This window comes from Candidatus Pantoea gossypiicola (assembly GCF_008632075.1).
Classification (GTDB): Bacteria; Pseudomonadota; Gammaproteobacteria; order Enterobacterales; family Enterobacteriaceae; genus Pantoea; species Pantoea gossypiicola.
The window spans coordinates 83,667-105,920 of record NZ_VWVM01000010.1; the positions used below are offsets into that span (position 1 = coordinate 83,667).

21 protein-coding genes are annotated in these 22,254 nt (G+C 57.5%); 8 read left to right on the top strand and 13 right to left on the bottom strand.

The features are described from left to right. Nucleotides 1-113: 113 nt before the first annotated feature. From F3I20_RS14245 to F3I20_RS23945, 3 genes are all read right to left on the bottom strand, one after another. The gene (locus tag F3I20_RS14245) at nt 114-416 is read right to left on the bottom strand and encodes a PsiF family protein (protein ID WP_135909936.1); all 303 of its coding nucleotides are present in this window, start codon (nt 414-416) and stop codon (nt 114-116) included. Between the two features lie 115 nt (nt 417-531). After that, the gene (gene iraP, locus F3I20_RS14250) at nt 532-783 is read right to left on the bottom strand and encodes an anti-adapter protein IraP (RefSeq protein WP_150013069.1); all 252 of its coding nucleotides are present in this window, start codon (nt 781-783) and stop codon (nt 532-534) included. A 203-nt stretch (nt 784-986) separates the two neighbouring features. Continuing rightward, complete coding sequence (locus tag F3I20_RS23945; protein ID WP_190285953.1) at nt 987-1,136, bottom strand: hypothetical protein; 150 nt, start codon at nt 1,134-1,136, stop codon at nt 987-989. A gap of 253 nt (nt 1,137-1,389) precedes the next feature. Here F3I20_RS23945 and F3I20_RS14255 point away from each other — a divergent pair, with 253 nt between their 5' ends. After that, nucleotides 1,390-4,527 (top strand): beta-galactosidase, encoded by a 3,138-nt coding sequence (locus F3I20_RS14255; RefSeq protein ID WP_150037842.1) that lies wholly within the window; start codon nt 1,390-1,392, stop codon nt 4,525-4,527. Here the strand turns inward: F3I20_RS14255 and F3I20_RS14260 are convergent. Next, nucleotides 4,409-5,683 (bottom strand): multidrug efflux MFS transporter, encoded by a 1,275-nt coding sequence (locus F3I20_RS14260; RefSeq protein ID WP_150013065.1) that lies wholly within the window; start codon nt 5,681-5,683, stop codon nt 4,409-4,411. The genes F3I20_RS14255 and F3I20_RS14260 overlap by 119 nt on opposite strands. A gap of 433 nt (nt 5,684-6,116) precedes the next feature. On the opposite strand from F3I20_RS14260, the gene F3I20_RS14265 reads away from it, so the two are divergent. Beyond that, nucleotides 6,117-6,368, top strand: coding sequence for a biofilm development regulator YmgB/AriR family protein (locus tag F3I20_RS14265; protein WP_150013063.1), 252 nt, complete (start codon nt 6,117-6,119; stop codon nt 6,366-6,368). A gap of 9 nt (nt 6,369-6,377) precedes the next feature. On the opposite strand, the gene F3I20_RS14270 is transcribed toward F3I20_RS14265, so the two are convergent. The 3 genes from F3I20_RS14270 to F3I20_RS14280 all read right to left on the bottom strand — a co-directional run bounded on the left by F3I20_RS14270 (nt 6,378) and on the right by F3I20_RS14280 (nt 10,017). Beyond that, a complete protein-coding gene (locus tag F3I20_RS14270; protein WP_150013061.1) occupies nt 6,378-6,695 on the bottom strand; it encodes a hypothetical protein in 318 nt (105 codons plus the stop codon). Nucleotides 6,696-6,850: 155 nt separating this feature from the next. Continuing rightward, nucleotides 6,851-7,147: an I78 family peptidase inhibitor gene (locus F3I20_RS14275; protein WP_150013059.1), complete on the bottom strand. Its 297-nt coding sequence runs from the start codon at nt 7,145-7,147 to the stop codon at nt 6,851-6,853. Between the two features lie 275 nt (nt 7,148-7,422). Next, entirely contained in the window at nt 7,423-10,017 is a 2,595-nt protein-coding gene (locus F3I20_RS14280; RefSeq protein WP_150037843.1) for a bifunctional diguanylate cyclase/phosphodiesterase, read from the bottom strand. A 213-nt stretch (nt 10,018-10,230) separates the two neighbouring features. Between F3I20_RS14280 and F3I20_RS14285 the strand changes: the two genes are divergently transcribed. From F3I20_RS14285 to F3I20_RS14290, 3 genes are all read left to right on the top strand, one after another. After that, a complete protein-coding gene (locus F3I20_RS14285) occupies nt 10,231-10,881 on the top strand; it encodes a CPBP family intramembrane glutamic endopeptidase (RefSeq protein ID WP_086905361.1) in 651 nt (216 codons plus the stop codon). Between the two features lie 173 nt (nt 10,882-11,054). Then, the gene (locus tag F3I20_RS23950) at nt 11,055-11,225 is read left to right on the top strand and encodes a hypothetical protein (RefSeq protein ID WP_003850083.1); all 171 of its coding nucleotides are present in this window, start codon (nt 11,055-11,057) and stop codon (nt 11,223-11,225) included. A gap of 99 nt (nt 11,226-11,324) precedes the next feature. Beyond that, on the top strand, nt 11,325-11,555 hold the full coding sequence (locus F3I20_RS14290; RefSeq protein WP_033731707.1) for a hypothetical protein: 231 nt from the start codon (nt 11,325-11,327) through the stop codon (nt 11,553-11,555). Nucleotides 11,556-11,670: 115 nt separating this feature from the next. Here the strand turns inward: F3I20_RS14290 and yniD are convergent, their stop codons facing one another. The 6 genes from yniD to F3I20_RS14315 form a co-directional block, all read right to left on the bottom strand. After that, nucleotides 11,671-11,778: a small membrane protein YniD gene (yniD, locus tag F3I20_RS24425; RefSeq protein ID WP_085980552.1), complete on the bottom strand. Its 108-nt coding sequence runs from the start codon at nt 11,776-11,778 to the stop codon at nt 11,671-11,673. Between the two features lie 120 nt (nt 11,779-11,898). After that, entirely contained in the window at nt 11,899-12,327 is a 429-nt protein-coding gene (locus tag F3I20_RS14295; protein WP_150037844.1) for an OsmC family protein, read from the bottom strand. A 57-nt stretch (nt 12,328-12,384) separates the two neighbouring features. Further along, nucleotides 12,385-13,572, bottom strand: a complete 1,188-nt coding sequence (lldD, locus tag F3I20_RS14300; protein ID WP_150037845.1) for an FMN-dependent L-lactate dehydrogenase LldD — start codon at nt 13,570-13,572, stop codon at nt 12,385-12,387. Beyond that, on the bottom strand, nt 13,572-14,345 hold the full coding sequence (lldR, locus tag F3I20_RS14305) for a transcriptional regulator LldR (protein ID WP_150013051.1): 774 nt from the start codon (nt 14,343-14,345) through the stop codon (nt 13,572-13,574). The genes lldD and lldR overlap by 1 nt, the downstream gene beginning before the upstream one ends. After that, entirely contained in the window at nt 14,342-15,997 is a 1,656-nt protein-coding gene (lldP, locus tag F3I20_RS14310; protein ID WP_150037846.1) for an L-lactate permease, read from the bottom strand. The genes lldR and lldP overlap by 4 nt, the downstream gene beginning before the upstream one ends. A 207-nt stretch (nt 15,998-16,204) precedes the next feature. Further along, nucleotides 16,205-17,377, bottom strand: coding sequence for a cyanate transporter (locus tag F3I20_RS14315; RefSeq protein WP_150037847.1), 1,173 nt, complete (start codon nt 17,375-17,377; stop codon nt 16,205-16,207). Between the two features lie 87 nt (nt 17,378-17,464). Here F3I20_RS14315 and F3I20_RS14320 point away from each other — a divergent pair, with 87 nt between their 5' ends. From F3I20_RS14320 to dbpA, 3 genes are all read left to right on the top strand, one after another. Further along, entirely contained in the window at nt 17,465-18,325 is an 861-nt protein-coding gene (locus F3I20_RS14320) for a LysR family transcriptional regulator (RefSeq protein WP_150013045.1), read from the top strand. Between the two features lie 90 nt (nt 18,326-18,415). Further along, nucleotides 18,416-19,804 (top strand): amidohydrolase, encoded by a 1,389-nt coding sequence (locus F3I20_RS14325; RefSeq protein WP_150037848.1) that lies wholly within the window; start codon nt 18,416-18,418, stop codon nt 19,802-19,804. Nucleotides 19,805-20,867: 1,063 nt separating this feature from the next. After that, entirely contained in the window at nt 20,868-22,250 is a 1,383-nt protein-coding gene (gene dbpA / locus F3I20_RS14335) for an ATP-dependent RNA helicase DbpA (RefSeq protein WP_150013041.1), read from the top strand. Nucleotides 22,251-22,254: the final 4 nt, after the last annotated feature.

The following is a 22,254-nucleotide window of genomic DNA, read 5'->3' on the forward strand; positions in this document are numbered from 1 at the left end:
GCCGAATGTTTGTCAGAAGGTTAAGCTGCTGTTGTGACAGGTAATTTAATCGTCTTCAGGCGGGCAGGGAATGGGCAGGGAGAAGCGGCCACCTGCGTGGCCGTGGGGAATGATCAGCTTTTTTTCAGGCACTGGCTCATAAAGGTTTTACGCGCATCGCCCGCCAGCTTTTTATCGCCAGCTTCGCCGTTACAGCTTTTCATTTTCATCTGCTGTGGCGACATGTGCGACAGCTTGCTGTCTTTTTTCAGGCATTCGCTCATAAAGGTTTTACGTGCATCCCCTTTGAGATCCTGTGATTTAGCATGCTGGTTACACATCGTCATCTTTTCCTGCTGCGGGGTCTTCTCCGCCGCACCCGCCATACCACTGACCAGCAGGCCTGCCATCATCATCGCCATTAAACCGACTTTCATCTTGTTATCTCCACAATGGATTGTCCCCTGTTATTCTGGCAGCGAATAAGCAAAGCGGAAAATGTTTCAGGTCAAAGTGACGTGAAGATCCCATTCCAGTCTGAGACTGGCGGCGTCACTGGCGGGGATGCCGCAACAGCTTTTCGATGTAATTGCGCAGCAGGCGCACATCGTCATTGTCTGCATCGGCCACGTTGTCCATGGCGGTTTCAATCGTGGTCGTCATTTCCAGATGTTGTGGCGGATCCAGCTTGCGAACCAGTGCGGTCACGACAATTTCCAGCGCCTCAATCTGCGCCACCTGCTCTTTCGCAGTCGCCTCTTTTTCAGCCAGCTTAATCAGTAACTCAGCAATCAGGTTTTTCATGCTGTTGTCTCAGCGGTGAAGAAAAGCTGAAATTATCACCACGCTGGCTAAAAAAACAGAGTGCAACAGCCGTTTTTTCAGCGGGTTAGGCTGCACCGCTGCGCTTTTCATGGCGATTTCCGGCTAACTTTGCAGGCGAAACGTTTTGCAGGCAAACATCACCGCTGTTAAACGTTTCGCCTGCCAGCATTTAACAGCAGGGTTTAGCGCGGATCGACAAATCCACGGCCCGGCCCGCCGCCAGGTCCGCCCCAGCCACCACCGCCACCGCCGCCGCCAGGAGGTGGGAAAAGACATCCACTTAATGCAGTCACTAATGCCACAACGGCAGCCAGCTTAACGATTCGTACCATATTTACCTCAGGGTGATGAAATCGGGCTGAGTGTATGAAGCCACCCGCATGGCGACAAGTGAGATTCCTCCGCATCCGGCTGCTATTCATCTTTGTTGACCAGACTTAACGTTTTACAGTCAGTAAGCCCCCACATTCTCAACATTCCGGCCTGCTTTCGGGGCAAACTATTTGTGCAAATCGGGATGGCGAACGCTTTACAGCCTGAATAATTTTGCGCATTGTGAGCGCATTACATTTACAGGATATAACCATGACTCTCTCACAGGCTACTTTCAGTGACATCCTCTCCCGGCGCGACTGGGAAAATCCGGTCGTAACCTCGCTGCATCGGCTGGATGCGCACCCGCCTTTTGCCAGCTGGCGGGACGAAGCAGCGGCACGTGATGACACGCCCTCGGTGTCACTGCAGAGCCTGAATGGGGAGTGGGGTTTCAGTTACTTTGCGCAGCCTGAGGCGGTCCCGGCCAGCTGGTTACTGCAGGATCTGCCGGATGCCAGCACGATTCCGGTCCCGGCAAACTGGCAGATGCACGGCTTTGATGCGCCTATTTACACCAACGTGCAGTATCCGATTCCGGTTAATCCCCCGTTTGTACCCAAAAAGAACCCGACAGGATGTTACTCGCTCACATTCACCACGGATGCAGCCTGGCTCACTTCCGGGCAGACACGCATCATCTTTGACGGCGTCAATTCAGCCTTTCATCTGTGGTGCAATGGACAGTGGATTGGCTACTCTCAGGATAGCCGCCTGCCCGCTGAATTCGACCTGAGCCCTTATCTGCGACCGGGCAAAAACCGGCTGGCGGTGATGGTGCTGCGCTGGAGCGACGGCAGCTATCTGGAAGATCAGGATATGTGGCGGATGAGCGGCATTTTCCGCGATGTCACGTTACTGCATAAGCCGCAGGTGCATCTGGCTGACGTGCAGCTGGAAACCCGGCTCAGCCCGGGGTTTTACCATGCCGAGCTGCGCGCCCGGGTCCGCGTCGCCCTGCCGCCTGATCTCACCTCGCATTATCAGCTGCGCCTGACGCTGTGGCAGGGTGAACAGCCGGTGGCGCAGTGTCAGCAGCCGCTGGGCAGCGCCATTATTGACGAGCGGGGCCACTATCCCGAACGCGCCCTGCTCAGCCTGCCGGTGGAACGGCCCGCGCTATGGAGCGCTGAAACGCCCCATCTCTATCGCGCCACGCTGGCGCTGCTGGATGGGGATCAGCAGCTGATCGAGGTGGAAGCGTATGATGTCGGCTTCCGTCAGGTCACTATCGATAACGGCCTGCTCTGTCTCAACGGCAAACCGCTGCTAATCCGTGGCACCAACCGCCACGAACACCATCCGGAGCACGGTCAGGCGGTGGATGAGGCGACAATGCGCCGCGACATTGAGCTGATGAAGCAGCACAATTTCAATGCGGTGCGCTGTTCGCACTATCCCAATCATCCGCTCTGGTATCGGCTGTGCGACCAGTACGGGCTTTATGTGGTGGATGAAGCGAATATCGAAACCCACGGCATGCAGCCAATGAACCGGCTCTCCGACGATCCCCGCTGGTTCGCTGCCTATAGCGAACGCGTGACGCGTATGGTGCAGCGCGATCGTAATCACTGCAGCATTATTATCTGGTCGCTGGGTAATGAGTCTGGACATGGCACCACGCATGATGCGCTCTACCGCTGGGTGAAAAGCAGCGATCCCACCCGTCCGGTGCAGTATGAAGGCGGCGGTGCGGACACCGCCGCGACCGATATCATCTGCCCGATGTATGCCAGGGTCGATGAAGATCAGCCGTTCCCGGCGGTGCCGAAATGGTCGCTGAAAAAGTGGATCGGTCTGCCGGGCGAAACCCGTCCGCTGATCCTGTGTGAGTACGCGCATGCGATGGGCAACAGCTTTGGCGGTTTCGCGAAATACTGGGAGGCATTCCGCCAGTTTCCGCGTCTGCAGGGCGGCTTCGTCTGGGACTGGGTTGATCAGAGCCTGACCCGTTATGACGATCAGGGCCAGCCCTGGCAGGCCTACGGTGGCGATTTTGGTGATAAGCCCAACGATCGGCAGTTCTGTATGAATGGGCTGGTGTTTGCCGATCGCACGCCGCATCCGGCGCTGTATGAGGCGCAGCGCGCCCAGCAGTTCTGGCAGTTCACGCCAGATCCCGTCGACCCGCTGAGCTTTACGGTCAGCAGCGACTACTTATTCCGTCACAGTGACAATGAAGTGCTGCGCTGGCGCATTGAGCAGGAGGGCCAGGTGGTGACAGAAGGTGAAGTCGTACTGGATATCGGCCCACAGGGTCAGCAACGGATCACCCTGCCGTCACCGCCCGCGTTACAGGGCGAATGCTGGCTTAACGTTGCGGTTCATCAGATTCACCCGACCCGCTGGAGTGCTGCGGACTGGTGTGTCGCCTGGCATCAGTGGGCGCTGCCTTCGCTGCTGGCGCTGCCTCCGCTGCCGGAAACGGCTGAAGCACCAGTCCTCCATGATGACGCCAGTGAGATTATCGTCACCCATCAGCAGCAACGCTGGCATTTTTCACGCCACAGCGGTGAACTGACGCAGTGGTTCGTCAATGAGACACCGACGCTGCTCTCGCCGCTTCAGGACTGCTTTATTCGCGCGCCGCTGGACAATGACATCGGCACCAGCGAAGCGGAACGGGTTGATCCTAATGCGTGGGTTGAGCGCTGGAAAGCGGCAGGTTATGACCAGATGAGCAGCCAGCTGGTGTCGATAGCCGCGCATGCGTTGCCGCAGGAGGTGCAGATTGAGACGCTGCACAGCTGGCTCGCCAGTGGCCAGCTCGCCTTTATCAGCCGTAAGCGTTATCTGATCAATGCGCAGGGGGAGTTGCAGTTACAGCTTTCCGTTGAGCAGTCACGCGGATTGCCACCGCCCGCGCGCATCGGCTTACGCTGTGAGCTGGCGCAGATGCCGCAGCAGGTAAGCTGGCTCGGCCTGGGACCGCATGAAAACTATCCCGATCGCCAGCTGGCAGCGCAGTTTTCACGCTGGCAACTGCCGCTGGATCAGCTTTCAACGCCCTACGTTTTCCCCAGCGAGAATGGTCTGCGTGGCGGCACCCGCCAGCTCGACAGCGGCAGCTGGCAGGTCAGCGGCGATTTTGCTTTCTCACTGAGCCGCTTCAGTCTGGAGCAGTTGCGTGAGGCATCCCACCGCCACCTTCTGCGTCCGGAGGCGGGCTGCTGGCTGCACCTGGACGCCTTCCATATGGGCGTCGGCGGCGATGACTCCTGGAGCCCCAGCGTCAGTCCTGAGTTTTTGCTGACTCAGCAGCGCTGGCAGGCTGAGCTGACGATTTGTCAGCCGACGCGGGCAGCACAGTCTTCGGACGCCGGTAAAAGCGTTTCAGGAACAGCACGTTAATCAGCACCACAACGGCGGTGGCACAAAAGACCCAGCGGAAACCTGCCACCGCCGATACCGCTGCGCCCAGTAATGGGCCAGCAACATTGCCAAGATACATAAACGACTGGTTATAACCGAAGATCCGGCCGGTGATAGTGTCACGCGAATGACGTACCAGCAGCGTCTGTACCGCAGGCATCATCGCGCCATCGGCGAAGCCCAGCAGGAAACGTAAGACGCCCAGCTGCGTGGCACTGGTGACAAAAGACATGGCGATAAACAGCAGCAGCGAGATAACCATCGTTGCGAGCAGAATACGCTGCGTGCCGATGCGATCGCCGAGCCGTCCCAGCCGGGGGGCGGCCATCAACGCAGAGACGCCAGGCAGCGCGGCAATCACACCACTGAGAAACGCGATATTCTCTGCGGTGGGTGCCAGCTCCCGCACAAACAGCGTCAGAATCGGGTTCACCGATCCGTTGCACATCTGGATCACCATGGTGGTGAAAAACAGGCAGAGTATCAGCTTTGGATTATCCAGCGAGCGGAAAACCTCGCGTCCGCTGAGCTTCTCCTTTTTACTCACCGGGGTGTAACCGGTCTCTTTAATCAGGAACAGCGTCACCAGAAAGCTGACCATCAGCAACGCCGCGGTGACGATAAATACCGTGCGCAAACCGACCCAGTCAGCCAGCAGCCCCCCCAGCATCGGCCCCAGAATCACACCGCCAATCTGCCCGGTGGAGACACAGCTCAGCGCCCAGCCGCTGCGTTCACGCGGCACCTGAGCCGCCACCAGCGCCATCGCGTTGGGGATATATCCGGAGGTCAGCCCCATCAGGGCGCGCAGCAGCAATAACTGCCAGGCTTCGGTGACAAAAGCCTGTAGCAGGATCACCACACCCATACCAAACGCCGCGCGTAACAGCATCAGTTTACGGCCTTTGCGATCGGCCAGACTGCCCCACAGCGGGGCGACCGCCGCCGAAACCACGAAGGTGATACTGAAGGTAAGCCCCGACCAGAGACTCAGGGATTCGCCTCCGGTGACGCCAAGCTGCTCAAGGTAGAGCGGCAGAAAAGGGATAATCTGGCTGATGGCCAGGCCAGTAAAAAAACAGCCAAACCAGACTGAGATCAGGTTTATCTTCCAGGGTTCAATAGTGCGTGGCATGAGCAGATGATTCAAAGAGAAAGAGTACTTAGTTTAACGCGACGATGCTCAACGTGACCGACATAACATGGCACAAACGGCAAAAGACCGGATTCCTCTTGATTCAGCGCAATTACTCGCGAAAATTTTCTTTGACCAGCGGTTTACAGCGTGAATCCCGTGCCGATGACCTGCTCTGGCACCTTCTCTGACAACCTGCCCTCATCAATATGGAAAAATATGTCATTCTGTTACTGACAACGATTCACACCGCTTCTATGTTTAAAAAATCGCCAGATATGGCGATGTGGCGATCATTCTGCCTGGCGCGACGTCCTCCGCTAAAAAACGGTCCAGACCATCCGGCTACGCTTAGGCAGTTCAGCTTATGACATGCATAGATGCCCTTACGCCTGTGTAAGGGTCGGGGTAGTGTTTCAGCGGAGGTAGGGAAATGAGAGTGCAAACCAACAGTGCCAGCCGTGCTATCAGTGACTATTTTAACAGCCCGGACTGGCGAACACCGCCAGAGTCCGATCTGCTGGCGGTTATTCTGCGTGAAATTATGGAGGCGGGAGAACCCGCCACCAGCAAAGCGCTTATTGCCCGGGTGATCGACAAACTGGAAGTAGAAGGCGATGAGGCGCAGTTACAGCGCTATCGCACCCTGCTGGCACAGCTCATCGACACGCAGCCGGATATGTGAAGCAGCGGTTTACTTCACCCAGCGCAATTTATCTGCTTCGCTGACGCTGGCCCGTCCGCTGCTGCGCTGAAACAGGCAGAGCTCCCGTCCACGCCTGTTTTTCATATGGTGCTGGGGATAGCGCCCTTCCAGCAACAGTGCGCTGTAACCTGTGTTGTCGTCATACTCAATCGGTTCGCCCATCACCTTTACTTTGCTCAGGTGGCTGGCATTAATACACGCCTGTGTCATGATCTGACGGCTCTTCTGCCAGGCCTCTTCACTGGACGCCTGTGCCAGTGTGCTGCTGAGTAACAACGTGGGCAGCAGTACCCCTATGTATTTCATCTTCTCCGCTCCTGTTCCGGCCCGAAGGCGCTAAAAAAATTCCCGCCGGGGCGGGAATAAACAAGACGAGCACTCTTTATTGTGTGACGAGGAAGTTTCTTAAACGCGCTGCTATCCTCGCCTGCCGTTATGACAAGCCTATGACAGACCGGCCGTCAGCCACAATAAACTGAGCTGATATTGCCATTTTTGTCGGCCAGGAAGTTAAGCCGGTTAAGGTTGAAGTCCATGGTGACCGCAGAATTATAGGGGATTGGACGCACCTGCTGTTCAAAGTGTTGACCCTGAAGCGCGGTTAACGGTTTGCCGACATAGTTCTGAAACTGAGAGGCACCGCAGCGGTCGGCTTCAGGATCCTGTGGCACACTGGCGGTGTCAGGTTTACTGGCAGACTGACAGGCGGTTAAAGCAAACAGACCCACTACCAGCAGCCCTTTTCCATAAAATTTCACGTTTGTTCTCCTGTTGGACGTGTAAAACCTGAACCAAGAGTAGCAAAGCGTGCCTGCTGACCAGAAGCCGGAAAAGGTAAAGTTGTTACAGTCAGCGTGAAGCCGGATGTCGCACAGGGTCATTTTTTAAGATTAATCGCACTCACTGCCTAAAAAAAACACAGTGAGCCGCTACACTATCTTAAGAATATTCTTAGCCCTGTGGAGGTCACGATGGAACTGATTATTTTTGTTGTCTGCGCAATGCTGATGACCGCCGTGGCGGTCAAAGTTCGTTAAACCGGCTCTGCCTGATTCTGCGTTGTTCTTTCCAGAAGCGTACTGAATGCAGCCAGCGGCATTGGACGACCGAGGAAATAGCCTTGCCCCTCTTCGCACGAGAGCTGTTTTAGCTGGTTCAGCTGCGCTTCTGTCTCAATTCCCTCCGCCGTGATCGTCAGGGCGAAGGCGCGTGCCAGCGCAATAATACCCGCCACCACCGATTGCGCCTGCTGTGACTCCGGGAAATCTTTCATCCAGGAGCGATCAATCTTCAGACCGTTAAACGGGAAGGTCTTCAGGTAGCCCAGCGCGGCATAGCCGGTACCAAAATCGTCAACGGTTAACCTCACCCCCAGCGACCGTAAGCCCTGCATCACCTCCAGCGCATGCTGTGGATGTTCAAAGGTGACATTCTCCGTGATCTCCAGCTCCAGTCTTGTCGCTGGCAGACCACTTTTCGCCAGCGCATCTGCCACCCGTTGCACCAGATCGCTGGTGCGAAACTCCATCGGCGAAATATTGACTGACACATAGCGATCGCCGCCCCAGCCCAGCGCATCCTGACAGGCGCGCATCAGAACCCAGTCGCTGATAGTGGCGATCAGACCACTCTCTTCCGCCAGCGGGATAAAGTGATCAGGCGTAATCCACTGATCCGGGGCAATCTGCCAGCGGATCAACGCTTCAGCGCCGGCCAGCTGGCCGGTCAGCAGCTGATAACGGGGCTGATAGTGCAGACGAAATTCGTTGTTAGTCAGCGCTTTCTCAATCCGCCGCGACATTTCACGCTTATCTTCGCGCTGGCTCGCCATTTCATTGGCGTACCAGACCCACTGATTGCGTCCCGCATCGCGTGCTTCATTCAGTGCGATATCGGCCATCTGTAGCAGCGCTTCAGGATGGCTGACATCCTGCGGCGCACAGGCAATCCCCATGCTGATAGTGAGATAGTGGACATGCTGGCCGGTGCTGACTGGCTGCTGAACCTCGTGCACCAGCTGAGCACAACGCTGATCGATCCGCTCACGGTTCGTTTCCCGCAACACCAGGACAAATTCATCGCCGCTCAGCCGCGCCACCAGCTCCTGCGGGCCGATACAGTGCTTCAGACGCTGCGCTATCTGACTCAGGACTTCATCGCCCGCCGCATGACCCCAGGTTTCATTGATTGGCCGGAACTGATCGAGATCGAGGGTAATCAGCGTCAGCGGCGCAGCGCCGTCAGGCAGCGCAAGGTGCAGCGTCAGAAACTCCAGCAGCTGCATGCGGTTCGACAGACCGGTTAAAACGTCGTGACGCGACAGAAACTGAATGCGTGCCTCTGCTTCCATGCCCTGGGTGATGTCCGATACCGTGCCGCGAAACCCGATACGCCGCGCGTCATGCCAGATGGTTTTTGCCACCAGCTGACCGATGCGGCGTTGACCCTGTGCCGACATAAACTGACAGCGCAGCGGCATCTGTTGCTCTTCTGCCTCCTGCCGCCGCAGCCAGGCGACCAGCGAATGGCTGGGATGGGTCAGCAGGTGATCAATGTGGCGTCCCAGCCAGTGTGTGATGTCGTGGCCGGTAAGGGTATGAAAACGTGCTGACAGATAGATCAGGCGGCCCTCTTCATCCGTTTCCCAGATCCAGTCTGACGCCGCCTCAGCGAGATCGCGAAACCGCGCTTCACTGCTGGCAAGCTCCTGCTGACTGATTGCCAGCATGGCAAAGCGGCGGTCAGAGAGAATCGCATTGGAGAGCGCATGGCGGCTGACGCGATGAGTGATGATACCGATGATGATCGCGGTCATCAGCAGCAGTGGCAGCAGCAACCCGATCAGGCCCATGCCCGGCATTTTTGACGTCCAGCGCAGTACAATCGGCTCCCCGCCTGCCAACGGTAGTATCATTCGCGGTTCACGCAGGCCATCCTCTTGACTGGCGGGCAGACGCAGTTCGCGCACATCCAGCGTCGCGCCCAGCGCCTGTAATTTGGCGGGTGTAAACAGATTTACGAACACCATGATTGATGCAGGCCCTGCCATGGGCGGTACGTTCGGCAGTTTACCGCTGCTGATAGGTGCAGCCACCACAATCGCGGGCAGATGATTGATCAGCGCATTACGGGTCATCGCTTTATTATTAAGCTGACGCGCTGCCGCAATAAGCACGGATGTTTCATTACCCAGCCAGGCTTCCAGCGGCGTATCCGCCAGTTGCCCATTAATCACGCTGTAGGTAGTGCGACCTTTGCCGTCAACCACGAACACGCCTTCATAGTGATACTCTTCGTAAAGACCCGGTCCGAAGTTCTCTTCGTCAAACGCCCAGATCTTGTTCACCCTGACATGGAGATTGCGCCAGGCTTCTCCCCAGAAGGCATAATCCCGGATATCGGTGACCATCGCCTCCTGACGATTTTGCCACGTCTGCTGCATCAGCATGCGGTCATGCTCAACCGATGCGCTGTTCTGACGCTGTGCAATCATCAGCACCATCAGCATCGAGAGCACCAGCACACCAGACAGCAGCAGCGAAAGCGTACGCAGGCTGCGCCGCGTAAAGCGAACAGTGCGATCTTCAGCGGCATGTCTGAATGGCGGCGACGGCGGGTTAAAAGTCATTAAGAGTGCTCACTACACAGCCAGGGGTTAAGATCACAGGCCTGCAATACAACATGCGTTGCTGGCCAGATTAGTTTCATCAGTTATCGGCCCGGGCGCTCCGGTGTTTAGTCTGCGGCTAACATTTTGCGCTTAAATAATGTGTAACAGGCTCACTCGACAGTGATCGGGTGCATTGCTACTATGCGCTTACCTTCGCTGGCTGAGTCGCCTATGAACACCAATTCCGACAGAGTGACCCTGACGCTGTTCTACGTCGGCAGCTTTGTGGTTTATTACCTGGTTACCATGCTGATCACGCTGTTCCCTAATTACGGCGTACTGCGTAATGACGGCCTGCTGGTGCCCGTACTCTGCCTGTTTGAATTTGCTGTTATCTACCCGCTTTATCGCTTCTACTGCCAGCGTCGCACTGATTTGCCGCTGGGTGAGCTTTACACGCTGCAAACCCTGCTGTTTACCGGCGCGCTGTTTGTGCTGATGGCGGCACAGATGCAGTTCATGCAGCCGGAAGGCTGGCTGGTGATGCAGGCCCAGCAGGGACGTAATTCGCTGTTAATCCTGCTGCTGACCGCCGTGCTGCTGGCACCCGTGTTTGAAGAGGTGCTGTTCCGCGGTTTCCTGTTGCAGGGTTTTCTGCTGTGGGCGCCGCGCAGTCGCTTCGCCTGCATGTTGCTGACATCACTGCTGTTTGCGGTGATGCATACGCAGTATGTGCACTGGCAGACCCTTATCGCTCTGACGCTGTTTTCGCTGCTGCTCTGCTATGCGCGGCTGCGGAGTAACAGTCTGGCGCTGCCCATCTTCCTGCACACCCTGAATAACCTGATTGCGCTGCTACCCGCCTGGTATTTTGCTGGCTGACGCCCTGCCTGCGCCCTCATCTTACACAGCCCTCATCCTGCCGCAGACCGCTGCCTGCCAGGTCATCGCTCACACTGACAATGCCGCCCCGTCACGTTTGTCTATACTGGAGGGTAAAAAGGGATAAAAAGCACCACAGTCCGGACCACCAGACCGTGTAAAGGAGAGGATCTATGTTGATAGGATTTGTGTTGTTAGTGAGCGCGTGTGGCTACGATGCCTGCGAAGCGCTGCCGGTCTCGGAGCGCATCTATCCGACGAAGGTGGACTGTGAAACGATGGCAAACCGTATTCATAAAGTCAGACCAAATGTGGTCCTGCTTTGTGGTGAGGTTCATCGCTGATTCAGGACCAGATTCAATAAAGCAGGGCTGCAACATTGCAAGCTGGCGCTTTAGCGTACAAAATATAAGCTGTTGTTAACCATTATCGTAGTGAATCCCATGAAAACATCACGCCCCCGTCGTCCTGGTGGACGCTGGGTTTACTATCTTTTGTATGATGGCATTCTGTGGCCCTGCCCCGTCCGATGGGAGTGGGAGAGCAGCTATGGCGGCTGGTTGCCATTTTACTACACGCCAACCTTTGAGTTTGTGGTGGGCGATCCGCGTAAGGCTTATCGCATTGCGCGCAGCGATGTGCGCACTAAACGGCGCGAGGATGCCTTTGTCTGAGTGCGTTTATCGCCACGGCAGCCATGAGGCGGTGAGCAGAAAATGAACCGCTTCCAGGACGATAATGACCATGACTAAGATGCCCAGCGAGTGACGACTCATCCACTTCATCTGCTCAGGCCCAGATCATGGCAGCCCAGCGTATCAGCAGCAGCCCGCCGCAGATGCACAGCAGAACCAGCACCATCTTCCAGTATTTTTTAGCCGCCCGGTATCTTGTCACCCCGATTTCCTCTGGTCAGAAAGCGAAGATGCGCCGGGAGGCGCATCTGTTCCGGTCAGCAACAGGACCGGGAGGCATAGCATAACGTCGGAGCCACCAAAAGGCGACCCGTTGCCGGTATCAGTTGTTCAGGGTGTAATCCAGCGTAATTTCCGCGTTCAGTACCTGAGAAACCGGGCAGCCCGCTTTGGCTTTGTTGATGATTTCGTCGAAGGCCGACTCATCAATGCCAGGCAGAGAAATCGTGCTGGTCAGCGCCACTTTAGTGATGGCAAAGCCGTCGCCTTTTTTATCCAGCGACACGTCAGCCGTGGTATCAATGCTTTCCGGCGTATGGCCCGCATTACCCAGCATCAGCGACAGTGCCATAGAGAAACAGGCTGCATGTGCTGCACCGATCAGCTCTTCCGGGTTAGTGCCTTTACCGCCTTCAAAACGGGTATTAAAGCCATAAGGCTGCTGGCTCAGTACGCCGCTTTCAGTGCTGACGGTGCCTTTGCCTTTAATATCGCCTTCCCAGTGCGCCGAACCTTTCTTATGAATGGTCATGTCATTCCTCCTGTTGGTAAAGAAGCTAAGTATAGACAACACATTCATTTTCGCAGGCTAACTCACGGCGCGAGGACGTGACACGGTGCTTGTTGGTGTCAGCAGCGCCTCCGCCTGCACCAGCGAATCGCGGGTAATTTCACTTATCGATTTTGCGCCGGTCAGCGTCATGGCCACGCGCATCTCTTTCTCAATCAGGTTTAGCAGGTTTTCCACGCCGCGCTGTCCGTGAGTCGCCAGCGCATAGATAAATGCCCGTCCCAGCAGCACGCTGTCTGCGCCCAGCGCAATCATTCGCACGACATCCAGCCCGTTACGAATGCCGCTGTCCGCCAGAATAGTGATGTCACCTTTGACTGCGTCGGCAATCGCTGGCAGCGCACGCGCCGAGGAGAGCACGCCATCCAGCTGGCGTCCACCGTGATTCGAGACCACGATGCCATCCGCGCCAAAACGCACCGCATCCCGCGCATCTTCCGGATCGAGAATGCCCTTGATCACCATCGGCCCGTCCCAGAACTCACGGATCCACTCCAGATCTTTCCAACTGATGGAAGGATCAAAGTTGTTCGCCAGCCAGCCAATATAATCTTCCAGCCCGGTCGGCTTGCCGAGATAGGCGGAGATGTTCCCCAGATCGTGCGGACGGCCCTGCAGACCCACATCCAGCGCCCACTGTGGATGAGTGACCGCCTGCCAGTAACGACGCAGCGCCGCGTGATTGCCGCTCATCCCGGAGTGCGCATCGCGATAACGCGCGCCCGGCGTCGGCATATCCACGGTAAACACCAGCGTTGAGCAACCGGCGGCTTTGGCCCGCTCCAGCGCATTGCGCATAAAGCCGCGGTCACGCAGCACGTAAAGCTGGAACCACATCGGACGGTTGATCTGCGGGGCCACCTCTTCAATCGGGCAGACCGAGACTGTCGACAGGGTAAACGGAATGCCTTTCAGGGCTGCCGCACGCGCCGCCTGCACTTCGCCGCGACGGGCATACATGCCGCACAGGCCGACCGGTGCCAGCGCAACCGGCATCGACAGGGTTTCATTAAATAATTTCGTTTCGAGGCTCAGTTCCGACATGTTCTTCAGAATGCGCTGGCGCAGCGCCACGTCAGAAAGGTCCTCCACGTTACGTCGCAGAGTGTGCTCGGCGTAAGCCCCGCCATCAAGATAGTGAAACAGAAACGGCGGCAGGATACGTTGTGCGGCGGCGCGATAGTCACTGGCAGCTGAGATAATCATCAGTCAGATTCCTTTGGGTTGCGTGTGTCGTTATCCGGTAAGCGGGTAATGCGCGCCTGGCGCGCTTCATCTTCATGGAGGCTTTTCAGGGTGGTGTGGACAAAACCCAGATGCTGCATCGCCGCCTGACGGGCTGCGTCGGCGTCGCCCGCCAGGATCGCATCCAGCAGCGCCTGATGCTGTTCCGTCAGGCGGGCGAAAATCGCAGGCTGGGTATACATGCGCTGACGGCTCTGCATCACCGACGACTGCAGCAGCTCGAAAAAGCTGCGCATGGTCTGCAGCAGCACGACATTGTGTGACGCCTCGGCAATCGCCAGATGGAAGCGCACATCTGCCTGGGCAGCGAGGTCGGGATCGTCACTCTCTTTCAGCTTCAGGGTGGCGTCAAAGGCGTACTGCAGCTTCTCTTTGTCGGCGTCGGTGGCACGCAGTGCCGCATGCCAGGCGGTGCTGGCCTCAATGGCATGGCGCGCTTCCAGAATGTCGTAGCGGTAGTCGGGATCGTCGCGCAGCAGCTGGCGAATCGGTTCGACGATGCGCTGTTCCGACCAGGGTGCCAGCTGCTGACGAATCCAGGTGCCGCCACCGCGTCGGCTGATCAGCATGCCACTGCTGATCAGCTGCTGTATCGCTTCACGCAGCGAAGAACGCGAGACGCCGAGTTCAGCAGAGAGCTGGCGCTCGGCGGGCAGGCGCATGCCCGGCTCAAGCTGATGGTCGGTGATATAGGTCCGCAGGCGTGTCACCAGCGGATCGGCAGTGTTGCTCATGGGATCATCCAGGGGAAGACGTAGGCCTGAAGCGTGGTAATCACCCCCACCATACAGGTGAAGATCAGGCTGTGTTTAACCGTAAACCGGAACAGGTCGGACTCTTTCCCCACCAGCCCGACCGCTGCACAGGCGATGGCGATCGACTGCGGCGAGATCATCTTACCCGTCACACCGCCAGTCGTATTAGCCGCCACCAGCAGAATATCGGAAACGCCGATCTGCTGAGCGGTGGTGGCCTGTAACGCGGCGAAAAGCGCATTTGATGAGGTATCGGACCCGGTCAGGAAGACGCCCAGCCAGCCCAGGAATGGCGAGAAGAAGGTAAACGCGTGGCCAGTGTGCGCAAGCGCCAGAGCAAGCGTGGCAGAAAGACCGGAGTAGTTGGAGATAAACGCAAAGGCCAGCACCATTCCGATGGAGTAAATTGGCAGCGCCAGCTCTTTCAGCGTTTCACCAAAGGTCTGCAGCGCCGCCTTTGGCTTCATGCGCAGGAATAGTATCGCCATCATCGCCGCAATGAAAATGGCGGTGCCGGTGGCGGAAATCAGATCCAGCTTAAAGATCGCCGGATAAGGGGTCGCGCTGCCGACCACGGGCGGCATCCGCGCCACCAGCTCATTCAGCATCGGAACCGGCACAGCCAGCACCCAATCATAGAGTGCTCCACCTTTGGCAAACAGCGCTTTAAACGGCGGGATGCTCCAGAGCGTGACGGTGGCGGTGAGAAACAGGAACGGCATCCAGGCGCGGATCACCTGACCCAGCCGATACTTCTGCGGCGGTTGCAGTACATCGTTGTGCTTCGACTCTGCATCGGCAAAACGGAAAATGCGCACCGGCTTCCAGACCCGCAGAAACAGCGTCAGCGAAATCAGCGAGGCGAGTGACGAAATGATGTCGGGCAGCTCCGGCCCCAGGAAGTTGGAGCTGAGGAACTGGGCAAGTGCAAAGGATCCACCCGCCACAACAACCGCTGGCCAGGTCTCTTTCACCCCGCGCCAGCCATCCATAATCGCCATAATCCAGAACAGCACAATCAGCGTCAGCAGCGGCAGCTGGCGTCCGGCCATCTGGCCGATGGCGAAGCTATCCAGTTCGGTTACCTGACCCGCCACGATAATTGGAATGCCCATTGCGCCAAACGCGACCGGCGCAGTATTCACAATCAGGCAGAGGCCGGCGGCGTAGAGCGGATTAAAGCCCAGCCCCACCAGCAGCGCGGCGGTAATCGCCACCGGCGCACCAAAGCCTGCCGCGCCCTCCAGGAAGGCCCCAAACGAGAAGCCGACAATCAGCATCTGCAGACGCTGATCGGGAGTAATGGAGAGGATAGAGGCACGGATAATATCGAACTGACCGGTTTTGACCGAGATTTTGTAGACGAAGACGGCGGCAACAATGATCCAGGCAATCGGCCATAACCCATAGAGAAAACCGTACACCACGGCGGCCAGCGCCTGGGCAACAGGCATCCGATAGAGAAACAGCGCCACCAGCAGCGCCAGCACCACGGTGGTGGTGGCGGCCATGTAGCCTTTCATCTTCAGCTTAATCAGTGCAAAGAAGAAAAAGAGAATCGGGATCAGCGCGACCAGGCTTGAGAGCCAGATATTACCCAGCGGATCGTAATTTTGTTGCCAGATCTGCATGCCAGTATCTCCAGAGGAAAAGATGATGTGGCATGCAGCGGCAGCACTGTATGCCATCTGCCCCCGGATTGGTCAGACCAAACCGCTGTATCGGGGCTTATGGCAACAGATAGTTAATGCATTGTTAATCTATGGCAACAGAAGTTGGGCGAATTTTCCCGGAGTGTGAACCAGAGAAAAAGATTGCCGGAATTGGTCGGACCAAAATCAGCGGTTTCTCTCCGGGAATGCCCGCTGATAGCTGTGCGGATGAAAACGCAGATTAAGCACAATCAGCAGCAGCGTGACCGTCGCCTGCAGAATCCAGACGCTGGCGAAATTTCCGGTGAGCGCATGCAGCTGACCGGCAATAAACGGCATGCTGCCCGCAATAATAAAGCCGACGCCCTGCATAAAAGCCACCAGCCGCGCGCCAGCCTGGGGCTGCTGCAGATGATCCAGCGCCAGCACCAGTGCCAGCGGAAACGCTCCGCCCAGCCCGAAGCCCGCCATCCCCGCCCAGAACCACGGTGCCAGCTGTGGTGCAAACAGGAAGCCGAGCATGCCGCAGAACTGCATGGCCAGGGCCAGCAGCAGTAATGGACGACGATCGCGGCCCCGCGCCAGCAACGGCAGTAGTAGCGCACCGGTAACCTGACAGCCGATCATCATGCCGAGCAGTGAACCGCCCGCCTGCGCACGCCAGCCAAGCTGATGGTAAAAATCGGGCAGCCAGGCAACACAGATGGCGTAACCGCCGTTCACCAGCCCGAAGCTCAGCGCCAGCGTCCAGGCGCGGGTTTTTCGCCACAGCGAAGGCAGCGCGGCGGCCTCCATGCGGGCTGCGGGCGGCGTGGTGGTGATCAACAGCCAGAGCAGGATAGCCAGCACCACCGGCAGTGCCCAGCTGCTGAGTGCCCCCTGCCAGCCAGCATGTGCACTCAGCCACGGCGAGACCGCCGCGCCAATCCCGCCGCCGCCCATCAGCGCCGCTGCCCATAGTCCGGTCACGCCCGCACTGCGGCTGCCAAAGCGCTGACGAATCAATCCCGGCATCGCCATCTGGACGATACCAATGCCCGCCCCACCCGGTACGGCAGTCAGTACCAGCCCGCGTCCGTCCGTCACAAACCATCGACTCACCAGCGCCAGCAGCAGCAATAACAGCCCGCCCGGCAGCAATTTGCGTATCGCAAAGCGCTGCATCAGCCGCGCACTGACCAGGGCAATGGCCCCCATCATCATCATCGGCACCGCAGGCAGCAGCGAGGCCGCCAGCGGTGACAGACCGATGCTCTGTCGCAGTTCACCGAGTAACGGACTGACCGAGGTCATTAGTGGCCGCATATTCAGCCCGGCCAGCACCAGCGCCGCCAGCAGCAGGTTATTCTCTCTCTTCATATAAAATCTGCGCTATTAAAAGTTGCCAGCCTGACAGCAGTCGCTACTATCTGGAAATGAAATATTGCTCTGCCAGGTAGTGGAAAAATGAATCGTCAACCGATGTTCACTCCGCAACAGCTGCTCAGCTTTGTGGCGGTGTGCGAAACCGCCAGCTTTACCCGCGCCGCCGACCGGGTGCATCTGTCGCAGTCCACCGTCAGCCAACAGGTGCGGCGGCTGGAGGAGATGGTTGGCAAAGAACTGCTGGTCCGCTCCTCGCATCAGGTACAGATCACCGAAGAAGGCGAAAAACTTTTAGGCTACGCCCGGCGAATTATTGCCCTGAACGGGGAAGCGCACGATGTGCTGAGTGACCAGTGGCGCGATGGCGTACTGCGCCTTGGCGTGCCGGAAGATTTTGCCGCCCCCACGGCCGGTCTGCTGGCGCACTTCAGTCGCGATCATCCGCAGCTGCGGCTGGATGTGATGAGCGGTATGCAGGTGGAGCTTCGTCGTGCCTGGCAGCGTGAAGAGCTGGACATCATGCTGATTAAACAGCCCGCTGGCGACCGTCCGCTGGCGTCGCGTCCGGAACCGCTACTGTGGCTCGACAGTGCAGAGTGGCCCTGCTTTGAGCAGACGCCGGTGCCGCTGGTGCTGTTTCCCCAGCAGGGGCTTTATCGCGATGAGGTCTGTCAGACGCTTGATGCGCTGGGCCGAAGCTGGCGCATCAGCTACAGCAGCGCCAGCCTGGTCGCGCTGGCCGCCGCCAGTGCACAGGGGCTGGGGCTGACGTTACTGCCTGCCAGCTGCCGTCTGCCGGCGCATCGGGTTCTGGGGTCTGAACAGGGTCTGCCGGTGATTGATACCTTTGAACTGGCGCTGTTCTGCCGTCATCCGCAGGATCCGCTGCAGCGCGAACTGGCGGCGTCGCTGGCGGCATTCGGCAAGCTGCGCTGGCAGTGAAATATCGAATAGCCGTCAGTGGAAAATAACGCAGCAGGGCGAAGCGTCGTTTGTCAGATTAAGACCTTGTTCACTTTACAGGAGCCTCTGATGCCTATTTCCTCTTCGCCGAGCCGCCGTGATTTCCTGGGGCAAAGCGTTCGCTGGACCGCCGCAGGCGGCTTGCTGGCCGCCGGTCTCGGTCAGGCCAGTGCCGCCACCCGCTCATCGTTGTCCGCCATCAATCCCGACCAGCCTGCCGCCCTGCCCCGACAGGACCACTATCTGCTACGCAATGTGCGACTGGAAGAGGGCTTTATCCGCGAGGATGACGACGTCGTCGCGACCCGGACCGGTCTTTACGACATCAGCGTGCGCGACGGCAAAATTGACCAACTGACCTCGGCGGGCCAGGGTGACAGCACGCTACCGTCGTGGGATGCGCAGGAGGCGCTGCTGCTGCCCGCGACGCAGGATATGCATATCCATCTTGATAAAACCTTCTACGGCGGCCCGTGGCAGGCTCCACGTCCACGTCAGGGCAAAACCATCATGGATATGATTGCGCGCGAGCAGGTGCTGATTCCGCAGCTGCTGCCGCACTCCCAGGCCCGCGCCGAAGGATTGATCGCCCTGCTGCACGCCAAAGGCACCACCCGCGCCCGCAGCCATTGCAATATCGATCCGGTCAGCGGCCTGAGAAGTCTGGAACATCTGCAGGCGGCATTAGCCCGTCATCCCGCCTTTTCCTGCGAGATCGTTGCCTTCCCGCAGCACGGCCTGCTGCACTCGCAGGTTGATGGCCTGATGCGTGAGGCGATGCAGCACGGCGTTGAGTATGTCGGCGGGCTGGATCCCACTAACGTGGATGGCGCGATGGAGAAGTCGCTGGATGCCATGTTTCAGATTGCGCTCGACTATCAGCGCGGTGTGGATATTCATCTGCATGAAACCTCACAGGCTGGCGTGGCGGCAATTCAGTACATGATTGACACCGTGGCGAAGAATCCGGTGCTGAAAGGTAAAGTGACGCTGAGCCACGGTTTTGCGCTGGCGACGCTCAGCGGCAGTGCGCTGGATAAAATGATTGAAGGGCTGGCGGAGCAGCAGTTCAGCGTCGCTTCCACATTGCCGATTGGCAAGTTGACTATGCCAATACCACAGCTGCAGGCGGCGGGCATCAAAGTGATGACCGGCACCGACAGCGTGATCGATCACTGGTCTCCGTTTGGCACCGGCAGCATGCTGGAAAAAGCGAATCTCTATGCGCAGCTCTATCGTGGTTCGGACGAGTTCTCGCTGTCGCGGGTGCTGGGGATAGCCACAGACGATCGGCTCCCGCTTTCGGCCCAGGGCGAAAGACAGTGGCCGCAACCGGGCGATGACGCGAGCATGATGCTGGTAGCAGCAAGCTGTTCCGCTGAAGCCGTAGCGCGCATTTCACCGGTAGTGGCGACCTTTTCACGCGGTAAACCGGTCTTTGCCCTGGCATCGGCTTGAGCCTTCTCAGCTAGCGGCGAGATCGAGCCTGCTCAGGGAAACCGGTCAGAGCGGAAAGGCGCTTAAGCCGTCCCAGGCCGCGGGACGCTTTCCTCTTCTGACCGGCTTCCCTGCGCTTTAAGCTTGTTTATTGCTGATAGATTCCCAGTGCCCGTGGTTTACCCGCAGCGACGGTCCTGAAACGGGAAGCGTCTGCCCGATGTGAAGCGAAGGGAGCCTATGCCTGTAGCAAAGCATAGCGGGCCACAGATAGCGGTTTTGCGTCTTTGTCGAGGGCATATGCTCCCTGAAGCCTGCTCTGCGGCTAACACCTACCTGCTCAGGATTTGCCAGCAGCGACCTTACTGCCTAAACCTGTCCCCTGATACGCCTCCCAAAAACAACAGAGCCTCCACACGGGAGGCTCTGCATTTACCTGAGCGGAGTGCGGGTTACGCGCTTTTGGCCCATTGATCATTCGACATTAATTCCATTGCCAGCGCGTATAAGCGACGATCTTCCTGATCACAGGGCTCATCTTCCGCATAACAGCCGATCATGGATGCGATTTTATCCGCAGATAAACTCTCGCCATGAACATGCAGTGTCAGTACGGCGCGGCCTACTATTTTAAGCACATTTTCATGTGGTCCCTGGATGCTATTACTCAATGCAAATACCCTCTACCGGTCGTTGTACCAGGAATATGGCGCGATAAATATAAAGCAATTAGATCAGGATTTTTATCGGCACCAGTGGTGATATTTTTTAATGATTAATTCTATTACTGGAGTCTTAGTTGAGGATTTATCTGATTAACAATGAAATATTTTTTTAAAAACGGTCACTTATAAAATAATTACTGGTATTGACCGATCGTCACTCCGGAACACTTACGTTAAGCCGCCGTTAATCTATAAAAATAAACCACCTTTTTTCAGTAAACTTCAGCTTATTCCTAAGCGCACCGGCAGATTTAGTTTCATACCGCTAACCATCGAGGTTCCCGTTGCTGTCAGGCGTGCTTTCTGCCAGACTTGCCCCGCAATAATGCCCTACACTTTCAGCCTCAGAGGCCGCGCCCGTGACCGCTTTTTCTACCCTCAATTCGCTTCCCGATAGCCAGCTCGATAACCTGCGCGAGATGGGCTACACCAGCATGACTCCCGTGCAGGCCGCTACGCTGCCCGCCATTCTGCAGGGACGCGACGTGCGCGCGCAGGCAAAAACCGGCAGCGGCAAAACGGCTGCCTTTGGTATTGGTTTACTGCACCATATCGACAGCACCCGCTTTCAGACGCAGGCACTGATCCTCTGTCCGACCCGTGAACTGGCGGATCAGGTGGGCAATGTCCTGCGCCAGCTGGCGCGCTTCACACGCAACATCAAAGTCCTCACCCTGTGTGGCGGACAGCCGATGAGCGCACAGCGTGATTCACTGGTGCATCCACCGCATATTGTGGTCGGCACGCCTGGTCGTATCCTCGACCACATCAACCGCGAAAATCTCAAGCTGGACCAGCTCAGCACGCTGGTACTGGATGAGGCAGATCGGATGCTGGAGATGGGCTTCCTGAACGATATGGAAACGATCATTGAAGCGACGCCCGCCTCGCGTCAGACGCTGCTCTTTTCCGCTACCTGGCCCGACGGCATCACCGCTATCAGCACCCGCTTTCAGCGTGATGCGCTGAGCGTAGTGACTGAAGATGTCAGCGAGCTGCCGTCAATCGACCAGCAGTTCTTTGAAGCCAGCCACAATGAAAAGCTGGGCCTGCTGATCGCCCTGCTCAGCGATCGTCAGCCTTCATCCTGCGTGGTCTTCTGCAATACCAGGCGTGAATGTGATGATGTCGCTGCGGCGCTTAACGCGCGTGATATCAGCGCCCTGCCACTTCACGGTGACCTGGAGCAGCGCGATCGTGAACGTGTGCTTATTCGCTTCGCGAACGGCAGCGGCCGCGTGCTGGTGGCCACCGATGTCGCCGCGCGCGGACTCGACATCAAATCGCTGGCGATGGTGGTCAACTATCAGCTCGCCTGGGATCCTGAAGTTCACCTGCACCGTATCGGTCGTACGGCGCGTGCAGGCGAACATGGCGTTGCCGTCAGCCTGGTCGCGGCTGATGAGATGGCGCGTGCGCATGCGCTGGAAGATTTCCTGCAACAGAAACTGCCCTGGGTCTCGGCCAGCACGCTGAAAAAGGGCAGCAGCAAGCCACTGCCTGCCGCCATGATGACGTTATGCATTGATGGTGGCCGTAAAGCCAAGATACGTCCGGGAGATATTCTGGGTGCACTGACCGGTGAAGCGGGTTATCGCGCTGAGCAGATCGGGAAAATTGTTCTGACCCCGACCCATGCCTACGTAGCGATTGAGGCAAATCAGGCCAAAGCGGCACTGGTGAAACTTAAGCAGGGCAAAATCAAAGGCAAAACCTGCCGGGCGATTCTGCTGAAAGACTAAATAA